At 57.1% G+C, this 19,620-nt stretch carries 15 protein-coding genes and 3 pseudogenes; 7 read left to right on the top strand and 11 right to left on the bottom strand.

Annotation, left to right across the window (positions count from 1 at the left end; all coding sequences use genetic code 11):
- Positions 1–854 (bottom strand): IS5 family transposase gene (locus BFQ04_RS28500; protein ID WP_139111911.1). Its coding sequence is split into 2 segments (ribosomal slippage): positions 1–498 and positions 501–854, totalling 852 coding nucleotides; the frame shifts between segments, so codons are not numbered across the junction.
- Positions 855–1,405: 551 nt separating this feature from the next.
- On the opposite strand from BFQ04_RS28500, the gene BFQ04_RS10635 reads away from it, so the two are divergent.
- The 4 genes from BFQ04_RS10635 to BFQ04_RS10620 all read left to right on the top strand — a co-directional run bounded on the left by BFQ04_RS10635 (position 1,406) and on the right by BFQ04_RS10620 (position 5,798).
- Entirely contained in the window at positions 1,406–2,164 is a 759-nt protein-coding gene (locus BFQ04_RS10635) for a siderophore ferric iron reductase (protein ID WP_065950781.1), read from the top strand.
- Complete coding sequence (locus tag BFQ04_RS10630; protein WP_065950780.1) at positions 2,158–2,925, top strand: ABC transporter ATP-binding protein; 768 nt, start codon at positions 2,158–2,160, stop codon at positions 2,923–2,925. The genes BFQ04_RS10635 and BFQ04_RS10630 overlap by 7 nt, the downstream gene beginning before the upstream one ends.
- 88 nt (positions 2,926–3,013) lie before the next feature.
- A complete protein-coding gene (gene fhuB, locus BFQ04_RS10625) occupies positions 3,014–4,942 on the top strand; it encodes a Fe(3+)-hydroxamate ABC transporter permease FhuB (protein ID WP_003417085.1) in 1,929 nt (642 codons plus the stop codon).
- Between the two features lie 97 nt (positions 4,943–5,039).
- Positions 5,040–5,798 carry an ABC transporter substrate-binding protein gene (locus tag BFQ04_RS10620; protein ID WP_139111913.1) on the top strand — a complete coding sequence of 253 codons (759 nt, stop codon included), beginning with the start codon at positions 5,040–5,042 and terminating at the stop codon, positions 5,796–5,798.
- Positions 5,799–5,841: 43 nt separating this feature from the next.
- Here the strand turns inward: BFQ04_RS10620 and BFQ04_RS28495 are convergent, their stop codons facing one another.
- The 8 genes and pseudogenes from BFQ04_RS28495 to BFQ04_RS10590 form a co-directional block, all read right to left on the bottom strand.
- The gene (locus tag BFQ04_RS28495) at positions 5,842–6,492 is read right to left on the bottom strand and encodes a TonB-dependent siderophore receptor (protein ID WP_256544574.1); all 651 of its coding nucleotides are present in this window, start codon (positions 6,490–6,492) and stop codon (positions 5,842–5,844) included.
- A 40-nt stretch (positions 6,493–6,532) separates the two neighbouring features.
- Positions 6,533–7,972, bottom strand: a complete 1,440-nt coding sequence (locus tag BFQ04_RS28490; RefSeq protein WP_175413274.1) for a TonB-dependent siderophore receptor — start codon at positions 7,970–7,972, stop codon at positions 6,533–6,535.
- Between the two features lie 170 nt (positions 7,973–8,142).
- A complete protein-coding gene (locus BFQ04_RS10610) occupies positions 8,143–9,327 on the bottom strand; it encodes an aromatic ring-hydroxylating oxygenase subunit alpha (protein WP_083217958.1) in 1,185 nt (394 codons plus the stop codon).
- 115 nt (positions 9,328–9,442) lie between these two features.
- Positions 9,443–11,305 carry an IucA/IucC family protein gene (locus tag BFQ04_RS10605; RefSeq protein ID WP_065950779.1) on the bottom strand — a complete coding sequence of 621 codons (1,863 nt, stop codon included), beginning with the start codon at positions 11,303–11,305 and terminating at the stop codon, positions 9,443–9,445.
- Between the two features lie 8 nt (positions 11,306–11,313).
- Complete coding sequence (locus tag BFQ04_RS10600; protein WP_065950778.1) at positions 11,314–11,886, bottom strand: GNAT family N-acetyltransferase; 573 nt, start codon at positions 11,884–11,886, stop codon at positions 11,314–11,316.
- The gene (locus BFQ04_RS29830; protein WP_065950777.1) at positions 11,876–12,367 is read right to left on the bottom strand and encodes a hypothetical protein; all 492 of its coding nucleotides are present in this window, start codon (positions 12,365–12,367) and stop codon (positions 11,876–11,878) included. The genes BFQ04_RS10600 and BFQ04_RS29830 overlap by 11 nt, the downstream gene beginning before the upstream one ends.
- A gap of 439 nt (positions 12,368–12,806) precedes the next feature.
- A pseudogene (locus tag BFQ04_RS30395) lies at positions 12,807–13,181 on the bottom strand (hypothetical protein); the annotation flags it as partial.
- A pseudogene (locus BFQ04_RS10590) lies at positions 13,094–14,185 on the bottom strand (lysine N(6)-hydroxylase/L-ornithine N(5)-oxygenase family protein); the annotation flags it as partial. The pseudogenes BFQ04_RS30395 and BFQ04_RS10590, both read right to left, overlap by 88 nt.
- 71 nt (positions 14,186–14,256) lie before the next feature.
- On the opposite strand from BFQ04_RS10590, the gene ltrA reads away from it, so the two are divergent.
- Positions 14,257–15,951, top strand: coding sequence for a group II intron reverse transcriptase/maturase (gene ltrA / locus BFQ04_RS10585; protein WP_256544572.1), 1,695 nt, complete (start codon positions 14,257–14,259; stop codon positions 15,949–15,951).
- A gap of 70 nt (positions 15,952–16,021) precedes the next feature.
- Positions 16,022–16,243: pseudogene (locus tag BFQ04_RS28485) on the top strand (transposase domain-containing protein); the annotation flags it as partial.
- Positions 16,244–16,439: 196 nt separating this feature from the next.
- Here BFQ04_RS28485 and BFQ04_RS10580 read toward each other — a convergent pair.
- Together BFQ04_RS10580 and BFQ04_RS10575 are read right to left on the bottom strand one after the other, a co-directional pair.
- Positions 16,440–17,024 (bottom strand): HD domain-containing protein, encoded by a 585-nt coding sequence (locus BFQ04_RS10580; protein WP_065950775.1) that lies wholly within the window; start codon positions 17,022–17,024, stop codon positions 16,440–16,442.
- A gap of 1 nt (position 17,025) precedes the next feature.
- Positions 17,026–18,153, bottom strand: a complete 1,128-nt coding sequence (locus BFQ04_RS10575) for a TauD/TfdA family dioxygenase (RefSeq protein ID WP_065950774.1) — start codon at positions 18,151–18,153, stop codon at positions 17,026–17,028.
- Between the two features lie 210 nt (positions 18,154–18,363).
- Here BFQ04_RS10575 and BFQ04_RS28480 point away from each other — a divergent pair.
- Positions 18,364–19,583, top strand: a protein-coding gene (locus tag BFQ04_RS28480; RefSeq protein WP_371914492.1) for an IS3 family transposase whose coding sequence is annotated in 2 segments (ribosomal slippage) — positions 18,364–18,709 and positions 18,709–19,583 — 1,221 coding nt in all. Because the reading frame shifts where the segments join, the coding sequence is not laid out codon by codon here.
- Positions 19,584–19,620 lie beyond the last annotated feature (37 nt).

Here is a 19,620-nt window from a genome sequence, read left to right as displayed (position 1 = left end):
CTAGGCTTTGTACGAAAAGTACTGTCGCAAACACCGCATGGAACAAGCCAGCGAGACCATAGCCGCATAACTTCTCGCCAGCTTGTCGAAGCGGGTCACGATGCGACGGTTCTCCTTCAACCAGCCAAACATGCGCTCAATGATGTTGCGCTGTCGGTACTTGGGACGATCAAAAAGCCTCGGCAAACCGGGCTTGGGCTTGCGTTTCATGTCGCGTAACGGGATCACCGAGCGCATCCGGTAACGGTCGCAGTATTTGCGTAAAGCCTCGGCGTCATACCCCTTGTCGGCCAATAACCATTGGCAGCGTTTGCGAGGACGCCCGCGCAGGCTGGGTACAGATGCGCCATCCAGCAGGGGCTGTGCATAGGTGATGTCGCTGGCATTACCGCCCGACAACAGAAAACGCAGCGGTATTCCGTTGGAATCGCACAGCATGTGAATCTTGGTCGTCAGGCCGCCCCGGCTGCGGCCGAGCGCGTGGTCTTGCGGTTCTTCAGGCCCCCCCTTTTCCCGGCACCTGAAGAGGCTCGGGTTGCTCGCACTGCGGTGGAGTCGATCATCCAAGTCTTCAGATCGATCATGCCCTTCTCGTTCAGTTTGAGATGAAGGCGCTTGAGCATCTGATCGAACGTGCCCTGGTTACGCCAGTCCCTGAACCGCTGATAGACCGTTGACCATGGGCCAAAACGCTCGGGCATGTCCCGCCAGGCCGCGCCAGAGCAGAGCACCCACAACACACCATTGAGCATCAGGCGGTCATCGGTTCTGGGCCGGCCAGTACGCCGGTACTCCGTGAAGATATCCGCGACCAGCTCCCACGCCGCATTGGGGATTTCGTACCGTTTTGCCATCGTAATCGAGGCTCCAGCCTTTGATGGCAGCGGACTTTACCGGATTACGTCAGCAAGGAGGTTTCAAAGGATTTCGTACAGAGCCTAGGCCGCTTCACAGCGGCAAGAAATGAGTACATAGTTAAGTACATCAGCAAAAGACTACGCTTTGAAAATCTAAGCTTTTCAGATAGCTGGAGAACAAATTATGATCCCGTCCGCTAAGCTATATTTGCTTCCATCAAGGCCCACTGAACGCCTGGAAACCACGGAAATAGCCGCCTTGTGCGACTTTTTTCGTTTACGGTGTTTCACCAGCAGCCAAGCATTTCTATTAGGTTAAACAGCACGTTGCGAATGCCGGTTTGTTTGTTGGTGCGCTTCTTCAGAAAACATAGGATAAGTCGAGTCAAAAGCTTCTGCATCGATAAAGTGGAGGCTGAGTAGAGGTCTTTTGTTGATAATTATTATCAAATGGTAATTTGAATCATTAGTGTTGGTGTGTTCTACTAAGCGTCTTTCTTCCTGGATCCGACCTTCTTTGCTTCGGCAGGGTCAAGAGGTTGAACGACATGTGCCAAGCCACCACAGACCTTGCTCGATTGATAAACACTGCTACCAAGGCACTCCCCCGAATGGCCGGTCGAGTGGGTGAGGCCCGTAGCGGCGAACTGGTTGACGGCTGTGCCAGCAACCCATCTAGGATCGCAGCATTGCATGCCCATTGGGTTTCTGCGCACCCCGAGGCCGGGCCGCATTACTGGGCCATTCACAGTTGGTCACTGGTGATCTGGCAGCCAATTTATTTGAGCCTGTTGGCGGTGCATCTATCCCATCAGGTGCCGAGCTTGGCGAAAATGGGCCAGACCGTCAGCGAGGGACAGGTCGGTGGTTTCTGTTTGCCCCCTCACTGGCCGCGCCAAGGCCGTCAGGCCGATTTGATCGGCTTTGCGGCCGAGCAGTTGTGCCAATTTGTCGACCGGCAACTGAGCGACTTTAACAGCGTCTGCCAGATTTACCCAAAAATGGCCCGTCTGCTGGCCGCCGACTGCGCTCGGGCAGCATTATTGTGGGTCGACCGCTGCCAACCCATGGGCAATGCCCAGGTACGCGACCTGGAGGGACAATGGATGGAAGCGTTGGCCTTGTCGCCGGGCAGTTCGTTGATTGAGGTGCAGACCGATGACGGGCGCCAATGTCTGGCGCTAGGGCGAAAAGTGTGCTGCCAGCATTTTCGCCGAGCCGATGGCGAATTGTGCAGCACTTGCCCCAAATACAAACAGGAAGAGCGTTGCCAGCGTCTGCGCGAGGAGTTCACGCTGCAATGCTGAGTCTGCAAGGCATTGCTGTAAGGCGTGACGCACGCACTATTCTAGCCGTAGAGCGGCTGCATATCGCCTGCGATCAGTTCACTGTAATTTTGGGTCACAACGGCTCAGGAAAATCGACGTTGATGAACCTCATGGCCCGGCAGTTCACTGCCGACAGAGGTCATGTCGAGTTGCACAACAAACCGCTGGAACAGTACAGCGCGCGTGACTTCGCCCGCCACGTAGCCTTTCTGCCTCAACATTTCCCCGAAGCTCCTGGGCTGACCGTGCGTGAGTTGGTGTTGTTGGGGCGTTACCCCTGGCGTGGTCTGTTTGGGCGCTGGCAAGCCGAGGACTACCGCTTGACCGAGCGGGCCCTGCAGCAAACAGATATCGGCCATTACGCTGAACACTTAGCCGATAGCCTGTCTGGCGGCGAGCGCCAGCGGGCCTGGATTGCCATGTCACTGGCGCAGCAGGCACCGTTGATTCTGCTGGACGAACCCACTTCGGCATTGGACCTGGCCCATCAATATGAACTGATGTCGCTATTGCGCCAGCTCAACCGCTCGGCCGGGCGCGGTATCGTCGCCATCCTGCATGACATCAATCTCGCCGCCCGCTATGCCGATCGCATTGTCGCGCTGAAGCAGAGCCGGGTATTTTTCGATGGCAGCCCCGAGCAATTGCTGTGCAGCGAGCTGTTGAGCGAGCTCTATGGTGTCGCCATTCAACTGCTGGATCAGCCCGACCATAGAAATAAGATTGCCGTTGTCAACTGATCCGGTCGATTGCGCGGCGCCGGATATTTTCGCCGGGAGTGGCCATACCGTGCTACGACGTTACCTACTCAGCCTGAGTTTGCTTGCCGTGCTAGTGCTGCTTTATTTGCAGATCAGTACACCATTGGGCCTGAGCCAACAGTTGGCTCAGGCCCTGGCTCCCAGTGACGATAGCCTGGACAACCTGACCTTCTCGCTCGCTGTTCTTCCACGGCTGCTTATGGCCTTGTTGGTGGGGACTGCCATGGGCTTGTCCGGCAGCTTGTTGCAACAGTTGACCCAGAACCGCTTGGTATCGCCGATGACCATCGGTGTTTCGTCGGGTGCCTGGCTGGGGTTGCTGTGCTTGAGTGCTGTGGCGCCAGCGCTGGTCGCAAGTCATGGCGAGTGGGCGGCATTGTGCGGTGCGGTGCTGGCGGTCGGCGTGGTTCTGCTGATTGCCGGGCGCGATGGTATTGCTGGTTTGCCCATGGTCTTGGCCGGTATGGCGATGAACTTGCTGCTGGGCGCGGTGGCGGCGGCGATTTTGCTGATTGACCACCAGCAAAACCGTGGGGTTTCCGTGTGGGGAGCGGGCGACCTGGGGCAGATAGACTGGTATTTTGTGAGCTGGCTATGGCCCAAACTGGCGGTAGGGGCGCTGCTGATCATGTTTGCGCCACGGCCACTGGCTTTGCTGCAGCTGGGTAGCCGGGCCGCCCGAGGTCGAGGTTTGAATCTCTGGCCGGTGTTGCTGGTGCTATTTTTGTCGGCTCTGTGGCTAAGCGCGGTGGCGATCACCGCGGTGGGTCTGATTGGTTTCATCGGCCTGATCGCGCCTAACCTGGCACGGCTGCTTGGGGCGCGCACGCCGCGCGACGAACTGTTATACAGCAGCCTGCTGGGCATGCTGGTGCTCCTAGGCAGCGATACCCTGGCTTTGCTCTTGACCAACTCTCTGGGCGACCTGGTGCCGACCGGTGCCACTGCAGCGTTGATTGGTGCCCCGGTCTTGTTATGGCTGTCGCGCCGACAACTGGCGGCCAATGACATGCGTTCCCTGAGTCTGGTGGGTACGTCTGCACGAGGACTGGCAGTGCGGCTACGCTGGACGTTGCCGCTAATGGTGGGCCTGACGCTGCTGCTGAGCCTTTGTGTCAATCGCAGCCTCGACGGTTGGTTACTGGAATGGCCGTCGTCCCTGGTCTGGTCGCTGCGTTGGCCAAGGGTGCTGACTGCGGTTGCCGCCGGTAGCGGGCTGGCGGTGGCCGGGCTACTGCTGCAACGGCTGTTGCGCAATCCTTTGGCCAGTCCGGACATCCTTGGCATCACCGCCGGTGCTGCTCTGGCAGTGATGCTGATCTTGCTGGTGGCGGGTAACAACCTGTTTTGGCTCAAGGCACCGCTGGCGGCGTTCAGCGGCAGCATGATCGTGCTTGGCTTGTTGCTGGTGCTGGGCCGTCGCCATGACTATGCCCCTGGCGTGATGGTACTGGTGGGGATTGCTCTGGGCGCGCTGCTCAACACCGGTCTACAATTCTGCCTGGTCAAGGCATCTATTGACTCCTTGGCCTTGCTTGGCTGGCTGGCCGGTTCGACCTATCGGGTGTCTGCTGGTCAGTCAGTTGGGCTGGCTGTGAGCGTGGCGTTGCTGTCGGCGCTGAGCTTGTTGTTCCATCGGGCTTTGACCCTGATTTCCATGGACGACGGTATTGCTCGCAGCCGTGGCCTGGAGGTGCGGCGGGTGCGTCTGGTATTGCTGGTGCTGGCCGCGCTGCTGTGTGCCCTGGTCACCAGCCTGCTGGGGCCGGTAGGTTTTGTCGGTCTGCTGGCACCGCATATGGCGGCACTGTTCGGCGCCCGCCGGGTGGTTGCGCAGTGGTGGCTGGCTGCTGTGCTCGGGGGGCTGCTGATGCTGATCGCTGATTGGTTGGGTCGTACTGTAATTTTCCCCTTGCAAGTACCGGTGGGCATCGTCGCTTCAGTGCTTTGTGGTCTGTATTTCGTGTACCTGCTAGTTCGGCAGCGCTTGCCATGAAGCGGCGGCGTGCGGTGTGGCTGGGTTGCTTGCTGATGCTGTGTCCGCTGTTGGCCACAGCGGTGAATCGCCGCGGGTGGTTGCGCTGAGTTGGGAGATGGTCGAGCACCTACTGAAACTAGGTATTACCCCTGTAGCGGTGGCAGAAGCGCCAGATTACCGTACTTGGGTGGTGCATCCTGAACTGCCCACTTCGGTGCCCGATGCCGGTAGCCGCAATGAGCCGAACATGGACTTGCTGGCCCAACTAAAACCTGATCTCATTCTGATCACACCATTGCTGGAGGACATCCGCCCGCAGTTACAGCGCATCGCACCGGTGGTGGTGTATGGCGACTTCACCCAAGCTCAGAACAACCGCTTGCTGCAACGGCGTAACTTTCTCGACCTGGCTTGGCGTCTGGGTCGCGTCGAGGTCGCGCAACAGCAATTGGCTGCCATGGACGAGCATATTGCCGTACTGCGCCGCTCTATTGCCGAGCGTTTCGCCGGTCACCCGCCCAAAGTCACAGTAGTGCGTTTCACCTCGCCCACGGCCGTGTTCATCATGGGGCCTAACTCAATGCCCGAGCACGCCATGCAGTTACTCGGGTTACAGCCGGCTTACCCGACTCCGGCCAGTCGTTGGGGGAATGTGCAGGTTCCGGTTACCGAACTTGGGCGTATAGAACAGGGCGTCGTGTTGTACATCGAGCCGTTTGCGCAACGCGAGCGCTTGTTCAGCACTCGATTGTGGCAGCGGATGCCGTTTGTAGAGCAGGGACGAGTGGCAGCAATTCGTTCGACCTGGACTCATGGCGGCATTTTCTGTGTAGAAAACCTAGCGGTCGCCATTGCTCAAGGAATGCAGTTTTAAGTTGCGAGCGGCCAGGTTTTCCGGCTGCTCGCTGCTTAGCGTTTTAGTATTTCCAGGCCAGCGTCACCATCGCGTTACGTGAAGGGGCGTAGTAGGACTGCGACCAGTACAGGCTGGTCAGGTATTTTCGGTCGAGCAGGTTATTGACGTTAAGCGACACGTTGAAGTGCGCGTCGATATCATAGCTGGCCAATGCGTTGGCTACCGCGTAAGAACCCTGGCGGCTGATGATCGTGTCGCCACTAGTGCTGGTGCCTTGTTCGCGGAAGATATCGCTCTGCCAGTTGACGCTACCGCCCACTTTAAGCCCTTTGACCTGCGGCACTTTGTAGGATGTGCTCAAATAGATGGAGTTTTGCGGTATGTAGGTGCGGGTTTTTTCGCCCTCATCGTTTTTCAATGAGAACAGGTGAGTCAGGCCACCGTTCACTTCCCAGCCTGGCGCCAGTTCGCCAGCCACGGTCAGTTCGTAACCCTCGGAAATGGTATCGACCGCGGTGTAGTAAGAGAAGCCACCGGTGGTGTCGTATCCGCTATATTCGGCGGTGTTGTTCTGTTTGGTGCGGAACAGGGACATGCTGGCATTGAGGCGTTTATCGAACCACTCGCCTTTGATCCCTCCCTCGACGCTGTTGCCTTCCACAGGGGCTAACAGTTTTTGCGAAGCGTCGATTTGCGTCTGCGGGTTGAAGATTTCGGTGTAACTGACATACGCCGAATAATTGGGCGAAAAGTCATAGACGGCGCCGTAGTATGAACGGCGTTACTTTCGATTTGCTGTAGTCATTGGCCGCACCCGTTCGCTCACCGCTGCTTTCAAGTTTGGTAAAGTTGGCACCGGCGATCAGCTTCAAGTCGTCGGTGACGTTGAAGTGGCCCGCCGCGTAATAGCCATGACGGTAGGTTGTGTAGTCTGCGGAGCTGGTGACATTGGCGAAGGCCGGTTTCGCGTAGTCGCCGTCGTATTCCCATACCGGCGGCAAGGCGATATTGAGAGCATCGTCGCGGGAGGTCCAGTGGGAGTCGTCACGGGACCAGTTGGTGCCCACCACCACTTCGTGGGAACGACCGAACAGCTCGAATGGACCCTTCAAGTAAATGTCGCCCAGCAGTTGCCGTTCGGCGCGATTAAATTTTGAAGCGTAGGTGGTTAGGCCCAGGCCCGTTACGGCGTCGGGCACGCCACCAGCCATGAGCATTTCGGCGTCAGAAGTGATTTCACGGTAGTTGAGGGAGGCTTTGGTCTGCCAGCCTCCGCCCCAGTCAGTCAGCAATTCTCCGAAGGTCTGCTTGTCGTTGGTGTCCCAGTAACTCCAATCCGGCGCGGTGTTGTGCGAGCGGCTGTAGTCCACTTTGGAGCCGTCGGTGTTGTACAGCGTCAATGCGCTCCACATGATGCCATCGGGCCGGTTGCGTTGTTCCGAATAGCCCAGAGTAGCGGTGGTGCTGTCGGTAAGGTCGGCTTCCAGTACCCCAGAAAACACCGTTTTGCTGGTGGAGTAGCGGTCCAGGTAGGAGTTGCCTTCCTGGCCTGCAAACACGGCGCGCCCGCGGAGCGTGCCCTCATCGTTCATGGGGCCGGACACATCAAACTCGCTGCGACGGTTTTGCCAGGAGCCATAGCCGATCGAGCCTTCGGCCTGGAACTCGTGAGTGGGGCGTTTGCGCACAAAGTTGATGGTCGCGGCCGGGTTGCCAGGGTTGGAGGTCAGCCCGTTGGCGCCCTTGAGCACTTCGATATGGTCGTATAGAAAGGTGTCGATGTCGCCCATCTGTTCTTCGGAACTGAATGGCATTCCAATGCCATCGAGCTGGAAGTTGGACACATCAAAGCCGCGTACCGAGAAGTAGGTGCGGTCGGTTTCAACCCGTTGTACGCTCACCCCACCCGCCTGTAGTGCGTCGTTCGCGCTATTGAGTTTGAAGTCCTTGAGTTGCTGACGCGTGAGCGTGGTGGTGGTTTGTGGTGTTTCCCGAGGTGAGAGATCAAGTCGTGTAGCGGTGCGGGTCGCGCCGATGGTGTACGAATCGCTTTGTTCGGTGATGCTGGGCACCGTCGTCTGTTCGGCATTTATATTCACGGGGTTGAGCACCAATCCGGTACTGTCCTCGGTCTGCCCAGTTTCGGCGGCTAGAACGTATAGCGGCGTCAACAGGCCGGCTACGGGGCCCACGCTCAATGCCAGTGCTAGGGTAAAAGAGCTTGAAGAAGCCTGGAAAGGTCGTACCCGTGAAAGTCGATCGTGTGGGTTGGTGTGTCTGTTCATGTGGATGCTTCTATTTATGTTATGGGTTATAGGTTGGTGGTATTGGCAGAGTTGCGAAGCGGCGTAGTTGGAGAGGATCATGCGGAACGTGGATGAATAGCGCGCCCCATGACCGAACGGTACCAGCCGTGGAAGTGCTGCATGCCTTCTTCTAGTGGGATTTGGTAAGGACCGCTGTCGTCGATCCCGCGTTGGTAGAGCGCCCGGCGCCCAGCGTCGGTACGCTCGGCAATTTCGTCATCTTCAATGGCGGTTTCCATGTAGGCCGCGCGGTGGGATTCCACAAGTTCGCGATTGTTCTCCATCAAGTGTTGCGGGTAGTAGAATTCCACCACGTTGATCGATTCGTGGACTCCCTTGGGGTACACGGTCGATAACACCAGGGCTTGAGGAAATACTTCGATCATATGAGTGGGGTAGTAACTGGCCCATATCGCCCCGAACTCAGGCGCCCCATCGCCGTATTCAGCGATCAGGCCGTCGTGCCAGGCTTTGTAGGCATCTGTGCCGGAGCGCTCTAGGTTATTGGTGACATTGATCCGCTGTAGGCTGTACCAATCGTCGTACTCCCATTTCAAGCCTTCGCTGCGCACGTATTTGCGTAGCCCCGGGTGAAAACTAGCGATGTGATAATCGTCGTTGTATATCTCGAGGAAGGTTTTCCAGTTGCACTTGCAGGGGTGCATTTCCACGTGGTCCATGGCGTAGCCGCTGAAGTCCATTTCCGGGTGGTTGAAGAGTTTGGCGATGTCGTTGACAGGGTCGCGCGGGCCTTCGAACAGGAAGCCGCCGACGTTGTGCAAGGGATAGCGAGGCAAGTTGCGGCATGGCCGCTCGGGAAACTTCGGCGCACCGACGATCAAGCCGGTGTTGTCGTAGGTCCAGGCATGCAGAGGGCACATGATGCGCCCCCCCGTCGCGCGCAGGTTGCCGCGGCGGATCATCGAATCCGGAGCGTCGGGGCTGAAGTCGCCGAGCATCAAGGCCTGTCGGTGACGGCAGACGTTGGAAAGAAGCTCGACCCCATTTTCATTGCGCACCAGAATGCGCGAATAGTCGTCGTGGGGAAGGGCGTACCAGTCGCCTACATTGGGCACCATCATTTCATGCCCTATGTACCGGGCACTGTTCTGAAAAATCAACTCTTGTTCTTTCTTGTAGATCTCAGGATCGCAATAGGTGTGAATCGGTAGCTGAGGTAACTCCTCATGGAGCTCTGACAGCAGAGTTTCCTTTTGGGCAGTGCGACCGAAGTTCGCCATTCAATTGCTCCTTGCGCTGATTTCACTGAGGCCATCTCGGCACGGGCTCCAGGGGCGCGGTTTTGCAGGTGGTGTGGGGGCGTTTGGCCTCTTGTAAAGGCCAAACGCGGCGCTTCTATGCTTGCAGTTTGTCTCGGCTGGTGACCGCTGCGGATTGACGGGGTGACGGCGCGAAAGGGGCCACCGGATTATCCAGCGGGTCGGCCATGATCAGGCTGCCGGCAGGATTGGCCAGATCGACCATCTGCAAGTTGTTCTTCAACTGCAGACGGTTCAGGCAGGAGTGCAGGAATGAGGGCGCAAAGAAGTCATACCGATCAAAGCGGTGCTGCAATTCGGGATGAGCCTGTTGGTAGTCGATCACCGATTCGGCCACGGTGCGCCAGTAGGTCTCTTCCACCATGCAGCCGTTTTCCTCGAGGATCTGACTCATGTGGCGGAAAACGCCATCGAACACGTCGATGAAAATACCGAGGATCTTATAGTCTTCAGGCACGTCCACGGCTAGGCGCTCCAGGCCTTCGGGCATCTTGGCGTTCTTGTCGAGAATGGCCGATTCCTCGGCGATGTCCTTCATGAACACCCGTGTCGGTACATGCCCTTCCAGTACCAGAATCAGGTTCTCGCCGTGTGGCATGAACACCAGATGGTGAGCATAGAAGCAGTGAATCAACGGTTGCAGGAAGGCTTTGAGGTATTGGCGCATCCAGGCCACAGGTTCCAGGCCCGAGCGGCGCATCAGTTCAGGCAGCAAGGCATTGCCTTCAGGGTCGATGTGCAGCAGAGCGGCCATAGTCATCAGGCGCTCGCCTGGCTTCAGGCGTTTCATGGGGCTTTCGCGCCACAGTGCCGACAGCATTTTCTTGTAGGGGCTGTCGGTTTCCAGTGCCGCTTCGTAGTAGCGGTTGCGATAGCCCACCGAGGCCACTTCACGCAGGATGCCGAAGCCGTAGTCGTTGAGTACCGGGTCGCTGGAAATTAGCTCGTGCAGATAAGCGTTTATGGCTGGAGTACCGGCCATGTAGTACGGGGAGAGGCCGCGCATGAAGCCCATGTTGAGGACCGACAGCGAGGTTTTCACGTAGCATTTGTCTGGATTGCTGGTGTTGAAATAGGTGCGCACCGATTGTTGTGCGACGTATTCGTCTGCGCTGGTGCCCAGAGCGATGATCTTCTGGTTGGCGACATCGGCGGCGAACATGATGCTCAACTTCTCGTACCACTGCCACGGGTGGGTCGGCATGAAAATATAGGCGTTGCTGTCCAGGCCTAGGGTCGTGAGTTGCTGGCGATACGCGTCGACGGTCGCGTTACCCAGCTCCTGGCGCATCAGCGTGTCGTGGTCCAGTCCGGGAATAGCGGCGAAATGGGCGTTATCGGTGTGCACGGCCAGCCAGATAACCGGAAAACGCGCGCCGGTCTCCGGGGTGTAGGCCTGATAGTCCAGCGCGTTGAAGCCCAGGCGGCCGTTGTTGGCGACGAAGCCTGGATGGCCTTCGGTCATGGCGCTTTCGAAGTCCTGATAGTCGGCATCGGCCAACGCCTTGCTGGTCAGGTAGTCGCGGCTGTGCTTATAGGCGGCGCCAAACAGGGTGCTACTGATTTCGTCCAGGTACACCGGCAGCTTGTCCGCCGGAATTCCTAGGGTGTGCTTGAAGTCGTTGATGAACGTCAGCGCGTCGACGGGCTGCGTCTGGCCTTGTAGCTCACGCACGATGCTGGCCGGATCGATAGCCCAGTGGCGCAGGGCCATGTTCCGCGCCTGGAATTGATAGCGGCACTGCTCGGTGTCGGCCTGCAATACATAATGCGACCAGCCTTCACGTTCGGCGGTACCCAGGGGAGTGGGGCTAAAGACTTGTTCGTGAGCGTATTCGCTGATGGCCTTGCGGACCAGCAAACGATTGACCTTGGCCCACACCTGCGGGTTGAGGTGAACGACGGCAGTAGCGGGCGAATTTGAAATTTGCGTGTTCATCGGTGGATTCATCCTCTCAGAGAGTTGGTGAAGTCTTCTGGGGTACAAAAAGCCAATTGGGCCGTTTTGCTGGGAAGTTCGATAACGGCCTGGTTGACGAAGCCGACCATTGCGTTGAGTCGATGCGCATTGCTGTTGCGGATGTCCGGCTCGACGACCACACGCCGGGCGTGCAGGTGGTCGAAGACGAAGGCCATGACCACGCGCAGAATGTCGCGGGTGAAATGGCGGATGGGCTGCTCACAAGGGCCGACGAAGAAGTGCATGCCCCTATCGCCGGTTTGTACCGGGTAGAGCTTGCCCAGCGCGTCATCGGCCGGGTCGTAGCACTCCACCACGAACGCCGGGGCGTTTTGGTAGAAGCCCATGTAGGCATGCAGATGCCCACTGCTGGCACCGTCGGCATAAAAGTCGCGGGTCGCAACGGCAGTCATGTGCTGCATGTTCCAGTAGTGGGCGTAGTCCATCTGGTACCAGGGGTGAATCACTGCGATGTCGCTCGTCAGGTCCAGAGGCCGCAGGCTGAAGCCTGGGTTGAGTTCGGGACGGCCTTCGGCGGGCGTTATCAGGTCATATCGCATGGCATTCTTCCCTCGTTTCGCCTTCGAGCTGGGCGGGCACCTGGTGGTAGCGATCAACACGCAAAGACCAACGGTCGATGACCGCTGTGAGCAGCATGCCGGCGGCGGCAATGGCGAAGGTCATTTGCACGCCTACCAGGCTCACCAGGTAGCCGGCGCCGAATGACGACAGCAGCACGCCCAGGTTCTGGAAAAAGTTGGTGATACTGAAGTCCCGGGCATAGGCGTCGGGGGTGCTGATCTTGAATAGGGTGACCTCCAGCTTGACGATCACCTGGTACATGGCCCAGCCATACAGGCAGCGGCCGACGATGATCAGCAGCATTGACGGCGCAGCCTGTAACAACAGCCCGACGGTGCCCAACAACAGGTTGCCGAATGTGTGATCGAGCCAGGCCTGGGGGCTCTTCACATAGTGTTTGATCATCAGCGCCAGCAGGGCGACTATGCCGGGAATGGCAAAGATCACACCGGTCAGCATCTGGTTGTGCACCCCGGCGCTGTACTTCCCAGTACAGGGTGAAAAATGGCCGCACCAAGTAGGCGCTGAAATCGAAGATCAGCATCACCAGGCTGAGTTTGAGCAGCAGTGCCAAGGTGCCGGGTGCGCGCTTGAAGGGAGGCGCCTTGCGGTTCCTTTCTTCGTGCGTCAGGACCTTGACCACTTTGCCGCTGCGGATCAGATACAGGCACAGGCCCATCTGGATGAAGTCGCCGGCGGCCATCAGGGCGATGCACAGGCGCGGTCCGTATTGCTGAAGCACCAGGCCGCCTACCGCCGCGCCGAAGATGGCACCGATGTGCACCACGACCGACAGCAGGCCGATGGTAACGCTGTGCTGATCGGGCTTCTGCAGGCGCATCAGATACGGAAACATCAACAGGTAGCTGGCCTTGGTCATGAACATGAGCATGGTCAGCAGCCAATAGGTCGGGGCGTTGGGTGCCCAGATCGACATCACGCAGAACAGCGCGGCGGCGAGCTGTGTATAGGCGAGCAGGTGCATAGTCTCGACTCGCCGAGCCACCCGTGCCCACACAGGCAGCATGCACATCACGGCGATGGAAATGGCGGCAATGTAGGCACCCACATGCACTGGGCTGTTGATGCCGTAGCGGTCCTCGAAAAACTGCGGGTAGAACGCGATCAGAATCGAATCACTGATAACGCCGAATGCCGACATGATCAGGATGATAGTGCGCAACGTCATGAGAAAGTGCCTTGGCCGTCGAGAAGTTCGAAGCCGCTGTCTGCGGCCGGTGCGAAGTCCTGGAAAGCGGTATGTGGCTCGCAGGGATAAGGGTCTTGGCCGGTCAGTTCGGCCAACAGACGGCTGTTTCGATAGCAGGCCAGGCCCAGGTCGGGGTTGGTCAGCCCGTGGCTTTGCAGGCCGACGTTTTGTACATAGATTTCGCGGTTCTGGTGGTCTACCGCCCAGTTTTTCGATGGCTCGTAGCGGCCAGCCGAGTCCCAGCGAATGCGCTCGCGAATGCCTTCGATAAAGCTTGGTAACTGGTAGCGATAGCCAGTGGCGAACACCAGCCCGTCGGTGAAATGAGTGTAGTGATGGCCCAGTTGGGTGTGCTCGAAGGTCAGCGCCCATTGGCGGCTGCCGCTCACGTGTTCGCAGTGCTTGAGTGCCAGGTTGGTCATCTGGCGAGTCGCCGGCGCTTCACGGTGGCTGCGTTCGTCCAGCGTTTCGTAGATGCGTTCGATCAGTGATTGGTTGATGCCGTTATAGATGCTGCGCTGGTCGTCCAGAACCAGATGCTTGACCTCAGGCTTGAGGCCGTAGAAATAGTTGCCATAGTCGGGAGTGATCAATTCCAGGGTTAGCTTGGCGTTCTCCATCTGGAAGAAGCGCGAAGCGCGGGTGACCCAGTTGAGCGTATAACGGTGGCGTTCGGACTCCAGCAGCAAGTCTTGATAGACCTCGGCACCGCTTTGCCCGCTGCCGATGACCGTGATGTTCTTGCAACGTTGCAGGTTGGCCTTGTTGCTCAGATAGTTCGAGGTGTGTACGGCCTCGACGGCGCCCTCGGCCTTGGTGACGCAGGCGGGTATGTATGGCACCCCGCCGATGCCGATCACAAGCTTTTTAGTCAGTAGTTGGAACGCGGTGTTGTGCGGCCCGCAAGCGCCGGCGACGACGTAGCAGGCACGTTTGGGGTCATGCCAGATTTCCTGCACGTTATGTTGGTAGCGCACGTTTTTCAGTTGCGCGGCGGCCCATTTGCAGTAACGGTCGAATTCCTGGCGGGTGAGATACCAGTTTTCGCGAATGTAGTAGGTGTAAAGCCGGCCCTGCTGTCCTCATGGTCTCTCTTCACAAGAGAGTAGGTAGAACCCTTTCAACGGAAGGAGAGCAAATGAACGCAGCAGCACTGGCGTGTGCACCTTCCGGCACGTCGTGGGACGGCATCAATTGGGCCGACGCTCAACGTCGAGTAAGAGGGCTGCAAGCGCGTATTGTGAAGGCCGTACAAGACGGCAGACATAACAAGGCGAAAGCCCTGCAATGGCTGCTGACTCACTCGTTTAGCGGCAAAGCTTTAGCCGTGAAACGGGTGTCTGAAAACAGAGGCAAGAATACCCCCGGTGTGGACAAGATCACTTGGAATACACCAGGGGCCAAGATCCGTGCGATAGCGTCATTGAAGCGGCGAGGCTACTCGCCGCTTCCGCTTCGGAGAGTGCTTATTCCGAAGAAAAACGGCAAGACGAGACCTCTCGGAATTCCCGCGATGAAATGCCGGGCCATGCAGGCGCTCCACTTGCTGGCTCTGGAACCGATAGCAGAAACCACCGCCGATCCGAACTCTTATGGGTTCAGGCCGGAACGCTCAACTGCCGATGCCGCCGCACAGTGCTTTGGTGTGCTGTCACGAAAAGCAAACGCGGAGAGGGTGTTAGAGGGCAACATTCAAGGCTGTTTCGACAATATCAGCCATGACTGGTTGATCGCCAACATCCCCATGGATAAAGCGATTTTGCAGAAATGGCTCAAAGCCGGTTACGTCTACCAGAATGAGCTATTCCCTAGCCACACCGGAACCCCGCAGGGAGGCATCATTTCTCCGGTGTTGGCCAACATGACGCTGGATGGTTTGGAAGCGATGCTGGCGAAGAAGTTTCCCAATACAAAGTGGACAGCTCGAAAGATGCGCGTGGTGCGTTATGCAGATGACTTCATCATCACTGGCTGTTCGAAAGAGTGGCTGGAGAATGAAGTCAGGCCCGCCGTGGTTGAGTTTCTGGCAGAGCGTGGACTTGTCCTCTCTCCGGAAAAAACCAAAATAACGCACATAGGGGACGGGTTCGACTTCCTCGGATGGAACTTGCGCAAGTACAACGGCAAGCTCCTGATCAAGCCATCGAAAGCGAACATCAGGTCTCACCTTGCCAAGCTCCGGGAAGTGATCAAGACCAACAAGGCGATCAAACAGGTCAATTTGATCGGGCTGCTTAACCCAATTTTACGGGGATGGGCGAACTATCATAGCCACGTGGTCGCCAAGAAAGTCTTCAATCAGGTAGACAGCGAAGTCTGGACAATGCTTTGGCGCTGGGCGGTGAGACGGCATCCGCGCAAAGGAACCCGGTGGGTCAAGGACAGGTATTTCAAAGTCCGAGGATCGCGCCGGTGGGTGTTTACCACCGTTGAAAAATACGCAGACGGTAAGGCAAGGGAATACACCTTACTGAAGGAATCGGACACGCCGATTGTGCGGCACATCAAGATCAAGGCTGCTGCCAACCCGCATGACCCCAATTGGGATGAATATTTCGAGTTCCGATGGGGCAAGAAAATGCTCAAATCAACGAAGGGACGAGCGAAGCTGTATCGCGTTTGGCGACAGCAAGGTGGCCTATGTTCTGCTTGTCACAAGCCCGTTACCAAAGATACGCCGTGGCATAGTCGCCATATCGTAAAGCTGGGGGACGACGGACGGACGCCGCAGTCAATCTTGAAATCTACCATCTGCGTTGCCCCAGAGATCAGCAGTACGCCAATGTCAAAGAGGTATAGCTGGGTACTTAAAAGTGCCTTTGTAGAGGCTTGAGCCGTGTGCTGGGAAACTCGCATGCACGGTTCTTAGGGGGGTGGACGCGGGCAACCGCGTCTGACTACCCGACAACCAGATCAGGCCATGGGCTCTTGGGCGCAAGAACTGGCTCTTCGCAGGATCGCTACGCAGCGGAAAACGGGCTGCGGCGATCATGAGTTTGATCCACTCAGCGCGGCTAAATGGTCATGACCCGTACGCCTATCTCAAGGATGTCCTGACGCGGCTACCGACGCAGCGGGCGAGTGGGATTACGGAGTTGCTCCCGCACAAGTGGGCGTCCGTTTAGCTACGCAAGGCGTGTTTGCCGAAGCTTGAATTTTCTCAACCTTTGGATGCAGTTGGAGCGACAGAGCCATCCAAGCCCGCTTCCACGCTTGTCGGGAAAGGGCAAAGAACTTATCCTGAAAGATTAACTAAATGCATAGTTCCCGAGCCCAAAGCTTAAGGTACTTTCGGACTCGGGATAGACGATATCCAGTCGGTCAGCCAAGAGGGTACTCAGCACCTATCACTTCGGGATCAAACGGCTTGCGAGAGAATATTTTCCTGACCATTGGTGCGAAGTGCTCCAGATCTGGGGTTGGGAACGCTGGGTCAAAAGAAGCTTGATCCCAACGCTCACAAAAATCTGCGCATAGCTGGAAGCATGGATGCTCTCTGTAGCGATCCCTCTCGTTACGATCCCCGCCGAAGTAATGGGCATAGTAGAAGTTCTGGAACAGTCCATGATGATGCAACACCCAGGCAACCTCGCCACGTACGTAAGGTCGTATGATCGATGCCGCGTACTGCGAGTGGTTATACGGCGCGAGATCGTCACCGATGTCATGGATAAGGGCGCCTACGATCATTTCTTCATCTGCACCGTCTGCCTCAGCGCGGGCAGCCGTTTGCAAGGAATGCTCAAGACGGTTGATTTTGTAACCGCTTAGCGTAGTGGCCAACCCTTGCAGTGCATTCAAAATCCGATCAGCCAGCCCTTTGTTGAACTCACTCTCCAGATGCTCAAGGAAGTGGTATTCCTCGGACGTTCCATCTTTCATGCGGATGAACTCGACCTGCTCCATATCATGCGGCCTCTTCGGTTTGTTTGGATCGTTTGATGATTTCGCTCAAACGCTCACGCGGCCCGTCTAAGTCTATGTAGCATCCTTGCAGATGCCTTGCTCCTTCGGACGGGTTGAAGCTTGTGCGGCCATGAAGAGCTCGGCTGTTGTCGAAAAACATCAGCTCTCCGGCGGCTAGCCGGAACCTCACCTCATAATGTGGATGATTGAACAATTCGGCCAAGCGCTTACGTGCTTTATGGAATGCTCGCACTTCGGCGGGACTCAGAAGCGGCAAGCTGTCCAACCGTGGACTGTAGTGCACGCCAAGGGTATGCCCGGCCTCATCGGTCTTGATCATCGGACGTCGGGTGGTCAGCTCTACACCTTTATCTACAAACCGAAAGCGAACCGGTGTGTTTTTGAGGCGCATGTAGCCTGCAAGGTCTTCTTGCATAAGCGCATCCACCACCTTAACGCTATCCACCATCGTCGAGAGCCCACCTGTGGTTTCGTTGACCAAGCAGTGCAAGAGCTGGATGCCCGGCACAGGGTCACGGTAGGGATTATCGGTATGTGGGCCCAAGGTCACGGTGCTATAAGCTAAGTCGTTCGCCTTCGGTTTTGAACGAACTTCGAAATAAGTGCCAAAATTGGTTTCCTTGACGTACCCAAATTTTCGACCTACTTCGAGCACCTGCTCAGGAGTATTCGGGACGTTCGCAAGGACAATATAGCCATATTGCAGGTAGGCCATAAGAGCCGCTTCAAACGCTTTGCTATCGGTCAGCGCTCGCCAGTCATGACGAATCAACCGCTGATCTAAACTGCTATCCCAGGCAATGGGCGCTGGACTGTGATCGGCGTCAACGATTTCGGCCAGCAGATACTCTGTTGTGTAGTGGGCACTATGGCCGTCGCTGAAAGCAATGCGAACCCGCCCTTGTGAAAGGGGCTCTATCTCTGTCAATTGAACGTCTGGATCGATGAGATGAGAATCGAACAGGCGCTGCTGGGTATTAACGTCCGTCGACTCTGGATCTTGGGTTTTTTCACGGAGCCACAACGCAGGAATCTCGTACTCATCCTGACCGGTGAAAAATTTGAGCGCAGGAGGAATCTGTTGAATTATCAGTTCGGTGACTTGCATTTTTTGCAGATCCTGAGAGTGGAGGTGAACCCATTCTTTAGAAAAGTGTGCTTAATGAAAACGCGGGAAATCAGCATCCCTGCCATGCATTTTTCTAATGCTTAACGTCAGATGCCAAAGTAGGCGCGGGAAGCGCTAATTGAACGAGCCCCATGAAAGACAGGACACCGTTCCCCCCTTAAGATAAGGGATAGGCAAACGGGTATGTTTATGACTAACAGCAATAATAAGGGTGGCGAATTGCTCGGCCAGGAGCGCCGGCGTCGCTGGAGCACCGACCAGAAACTGGCAATGGTTCGCGAGAGCCTTGAACCGGGACAAAGCGTGTCCGTAGTGGCCCGACGCAACGGCATCAACGCCAACCAGCTGTTCCTGTGGCGCAAGCTTTACCAGGACGGAAGCTTGTCGGCGGTCAGTGCTGGCGAAGCCGTTGTACCGGCGTCGGAACTGACCGATGCGCTCAAGCAGATCCGCGAATTGCAGCGGATGCTGGGCAAGAAGACGATGGAAGCCGAAGTTCTAAAAGAGGCCGTAGAGATCGCCCGGTCGCGAAAATGGATTGCGCACTCACCCTTGTTGCCGGGGGACGACCAGTGAAGCTGGTCAGCAAATGTCTCGGTGTGGCGCGCTCGCAATTAACGGTTCGGATCAAGCAATCGCTATCGCCCAGAGTACGGCGAAGCAGGCCTGTGAATGACGCTGAGTTGGTAGTCGAAATTCAGCAACAGGTCAGCGAGCTGCCCAGCTATGGCTACCGTCGCGTCTGGGGATTACTGCGCCGTGCACGAGAAAAGCAACGACTCCCTGCGATCAATGTAAAGCGGGTTTACCGGGTCATGCGTGATCACAACCTGCTGCTTGAGCGCCGGATCAAACAGCCCGGCGTGCCGCGTCGGCACGAAGGCCGTATTGCCGTGAAAACCAGCGATACGCGTTGGTGCTCGGACGGCTTTGAGTTCCGATGCGAGGATGGCGCCAAACTGAGCGTGACCTTCGCCCTGGACTGCTGTGACCGTGAAGCCATCGGCTGGGTCGCGAGCCCGACCGGGTACAGTGGCGATGATATCCGCGACTTGATGCTGGAAAGCGTAGAGAAGCGTTTTGGTGACCAACTGCCGACTACGCCAGTGCAGTGGTTAAGCGACAACGGTTCGGCATACACCGCTGAACAGACGCGCGCATTTGCCCGGCAGATCGGTTTGCAACCGGTAACGACACCGGTGCGTAGCCCGCAAAGCAACGGCATGGCCGAGAGCTTCGTAAAGACTATCAAGCGTGACTACGTGGCGCATATGCCCAAACCAGATAGAGAAACGGCGCTGCGTAACCTGGCAATTGCCTTCGAGCATTACAACGAGCAGCATCCACACAGCGCCTTGAAATATCGCTCACCGAGGGAGTTCAGGCGCTTGGCGGCAGCATCAATTTAACGGGGAGTTGGTGTCCGGTTTTGTAGGGGCTAATCCA

It is taken from the genome of Pseudomonas sp. 37 R 15 (assembly GCF_900004865.1).
GTDB lineage: Bacteria > Pseudomonadota > Gammaproteobacteria > Pseudomonadales > Pseudomonadaceae > Aquipseudomonas > Aquipseudomonas fluorescens_AM.
The sequence above is the reverse complement of the archived record's forward strand: the minus strand, read 5'-3'. Positions and strand labels throughout refer to the sequence as shown.

Excerpts from the sequence above, each read along its gene's own strand:
- BFQ04_RS10635 (WP_065950781.1), top strand. The coding sequence starts at position 1,406 with ATGTGCCAAGCCACCACAGACCTTGCTCGATTGATAAACACTGCTACC.
- BFQ04_RS10630 (WP_065950780.1), top strand. The coding sequence starts at position 2,158 with ATGCTGAGTCTGCAAGGCATTGCTGTAAGGCGTGACGCACGCACTATT.
- BFQ04_RS10620 (WP_139111913.1), top strand. The coding sequence starts at position 5,040 with ATGGTCGAGCACCTACTGAAACTAGGTATTACCCCTGTAGCGGTGGCA.
- BFQ04_RS10610 (WP_083217958.1), bottom strand. The coding sequence starts at position 9,327 with ATGGCGAACTTCGGTCGCACTGCCCAAAAGGAAACTCTGCTGTCAGAG.
- BFQ04_RS10605 (WP_065950779.1), bottom strand. The coding sequence starts at position 11,305 with ATGAACACGCAAATTTCAAATTCGCCCGCTACTGCCGTCGTTCACCTC.
- BFQ04_RS10600 (WP_065950778.1), bottom strand. The coding sequence starts at position 11,886 with ATGCGATATGACCTGATAACGCCCGCCGAAGGCCGTCCCGAACTCAAC.
- BFQ04_RS29830 (WP_065950777.1), bottom strand. The coding sequence starts at position 12,367 with ATGCTGACCGGTGTGATCTTTGCCATTCCCGGCATAGTCGCCCTGCTG.
- ltrA (WP_256544572.1), top strand. The coding sequence starts at position 14,257 with ATGAACGCAGCAGCACTGGCGTGTGCACCTTCCGGCACGTCGTGGGAC.
- BFQ04_RS10580 (WP_065950775.1), bottom strand. The coding sequence starts at position 17,024 with ATGGAGCAGGTCGAGTTCATCCGCATGAAAGATGGAACGTCCGAGGAA.
- BFQ04_RS10575 (WP_065950774.1), bottom strand. The coding sequence starts at position 18,153 with ATGCAAGTCACCGAACTGATAATTCAACAGATTCCTCCTGCGCTCAAA.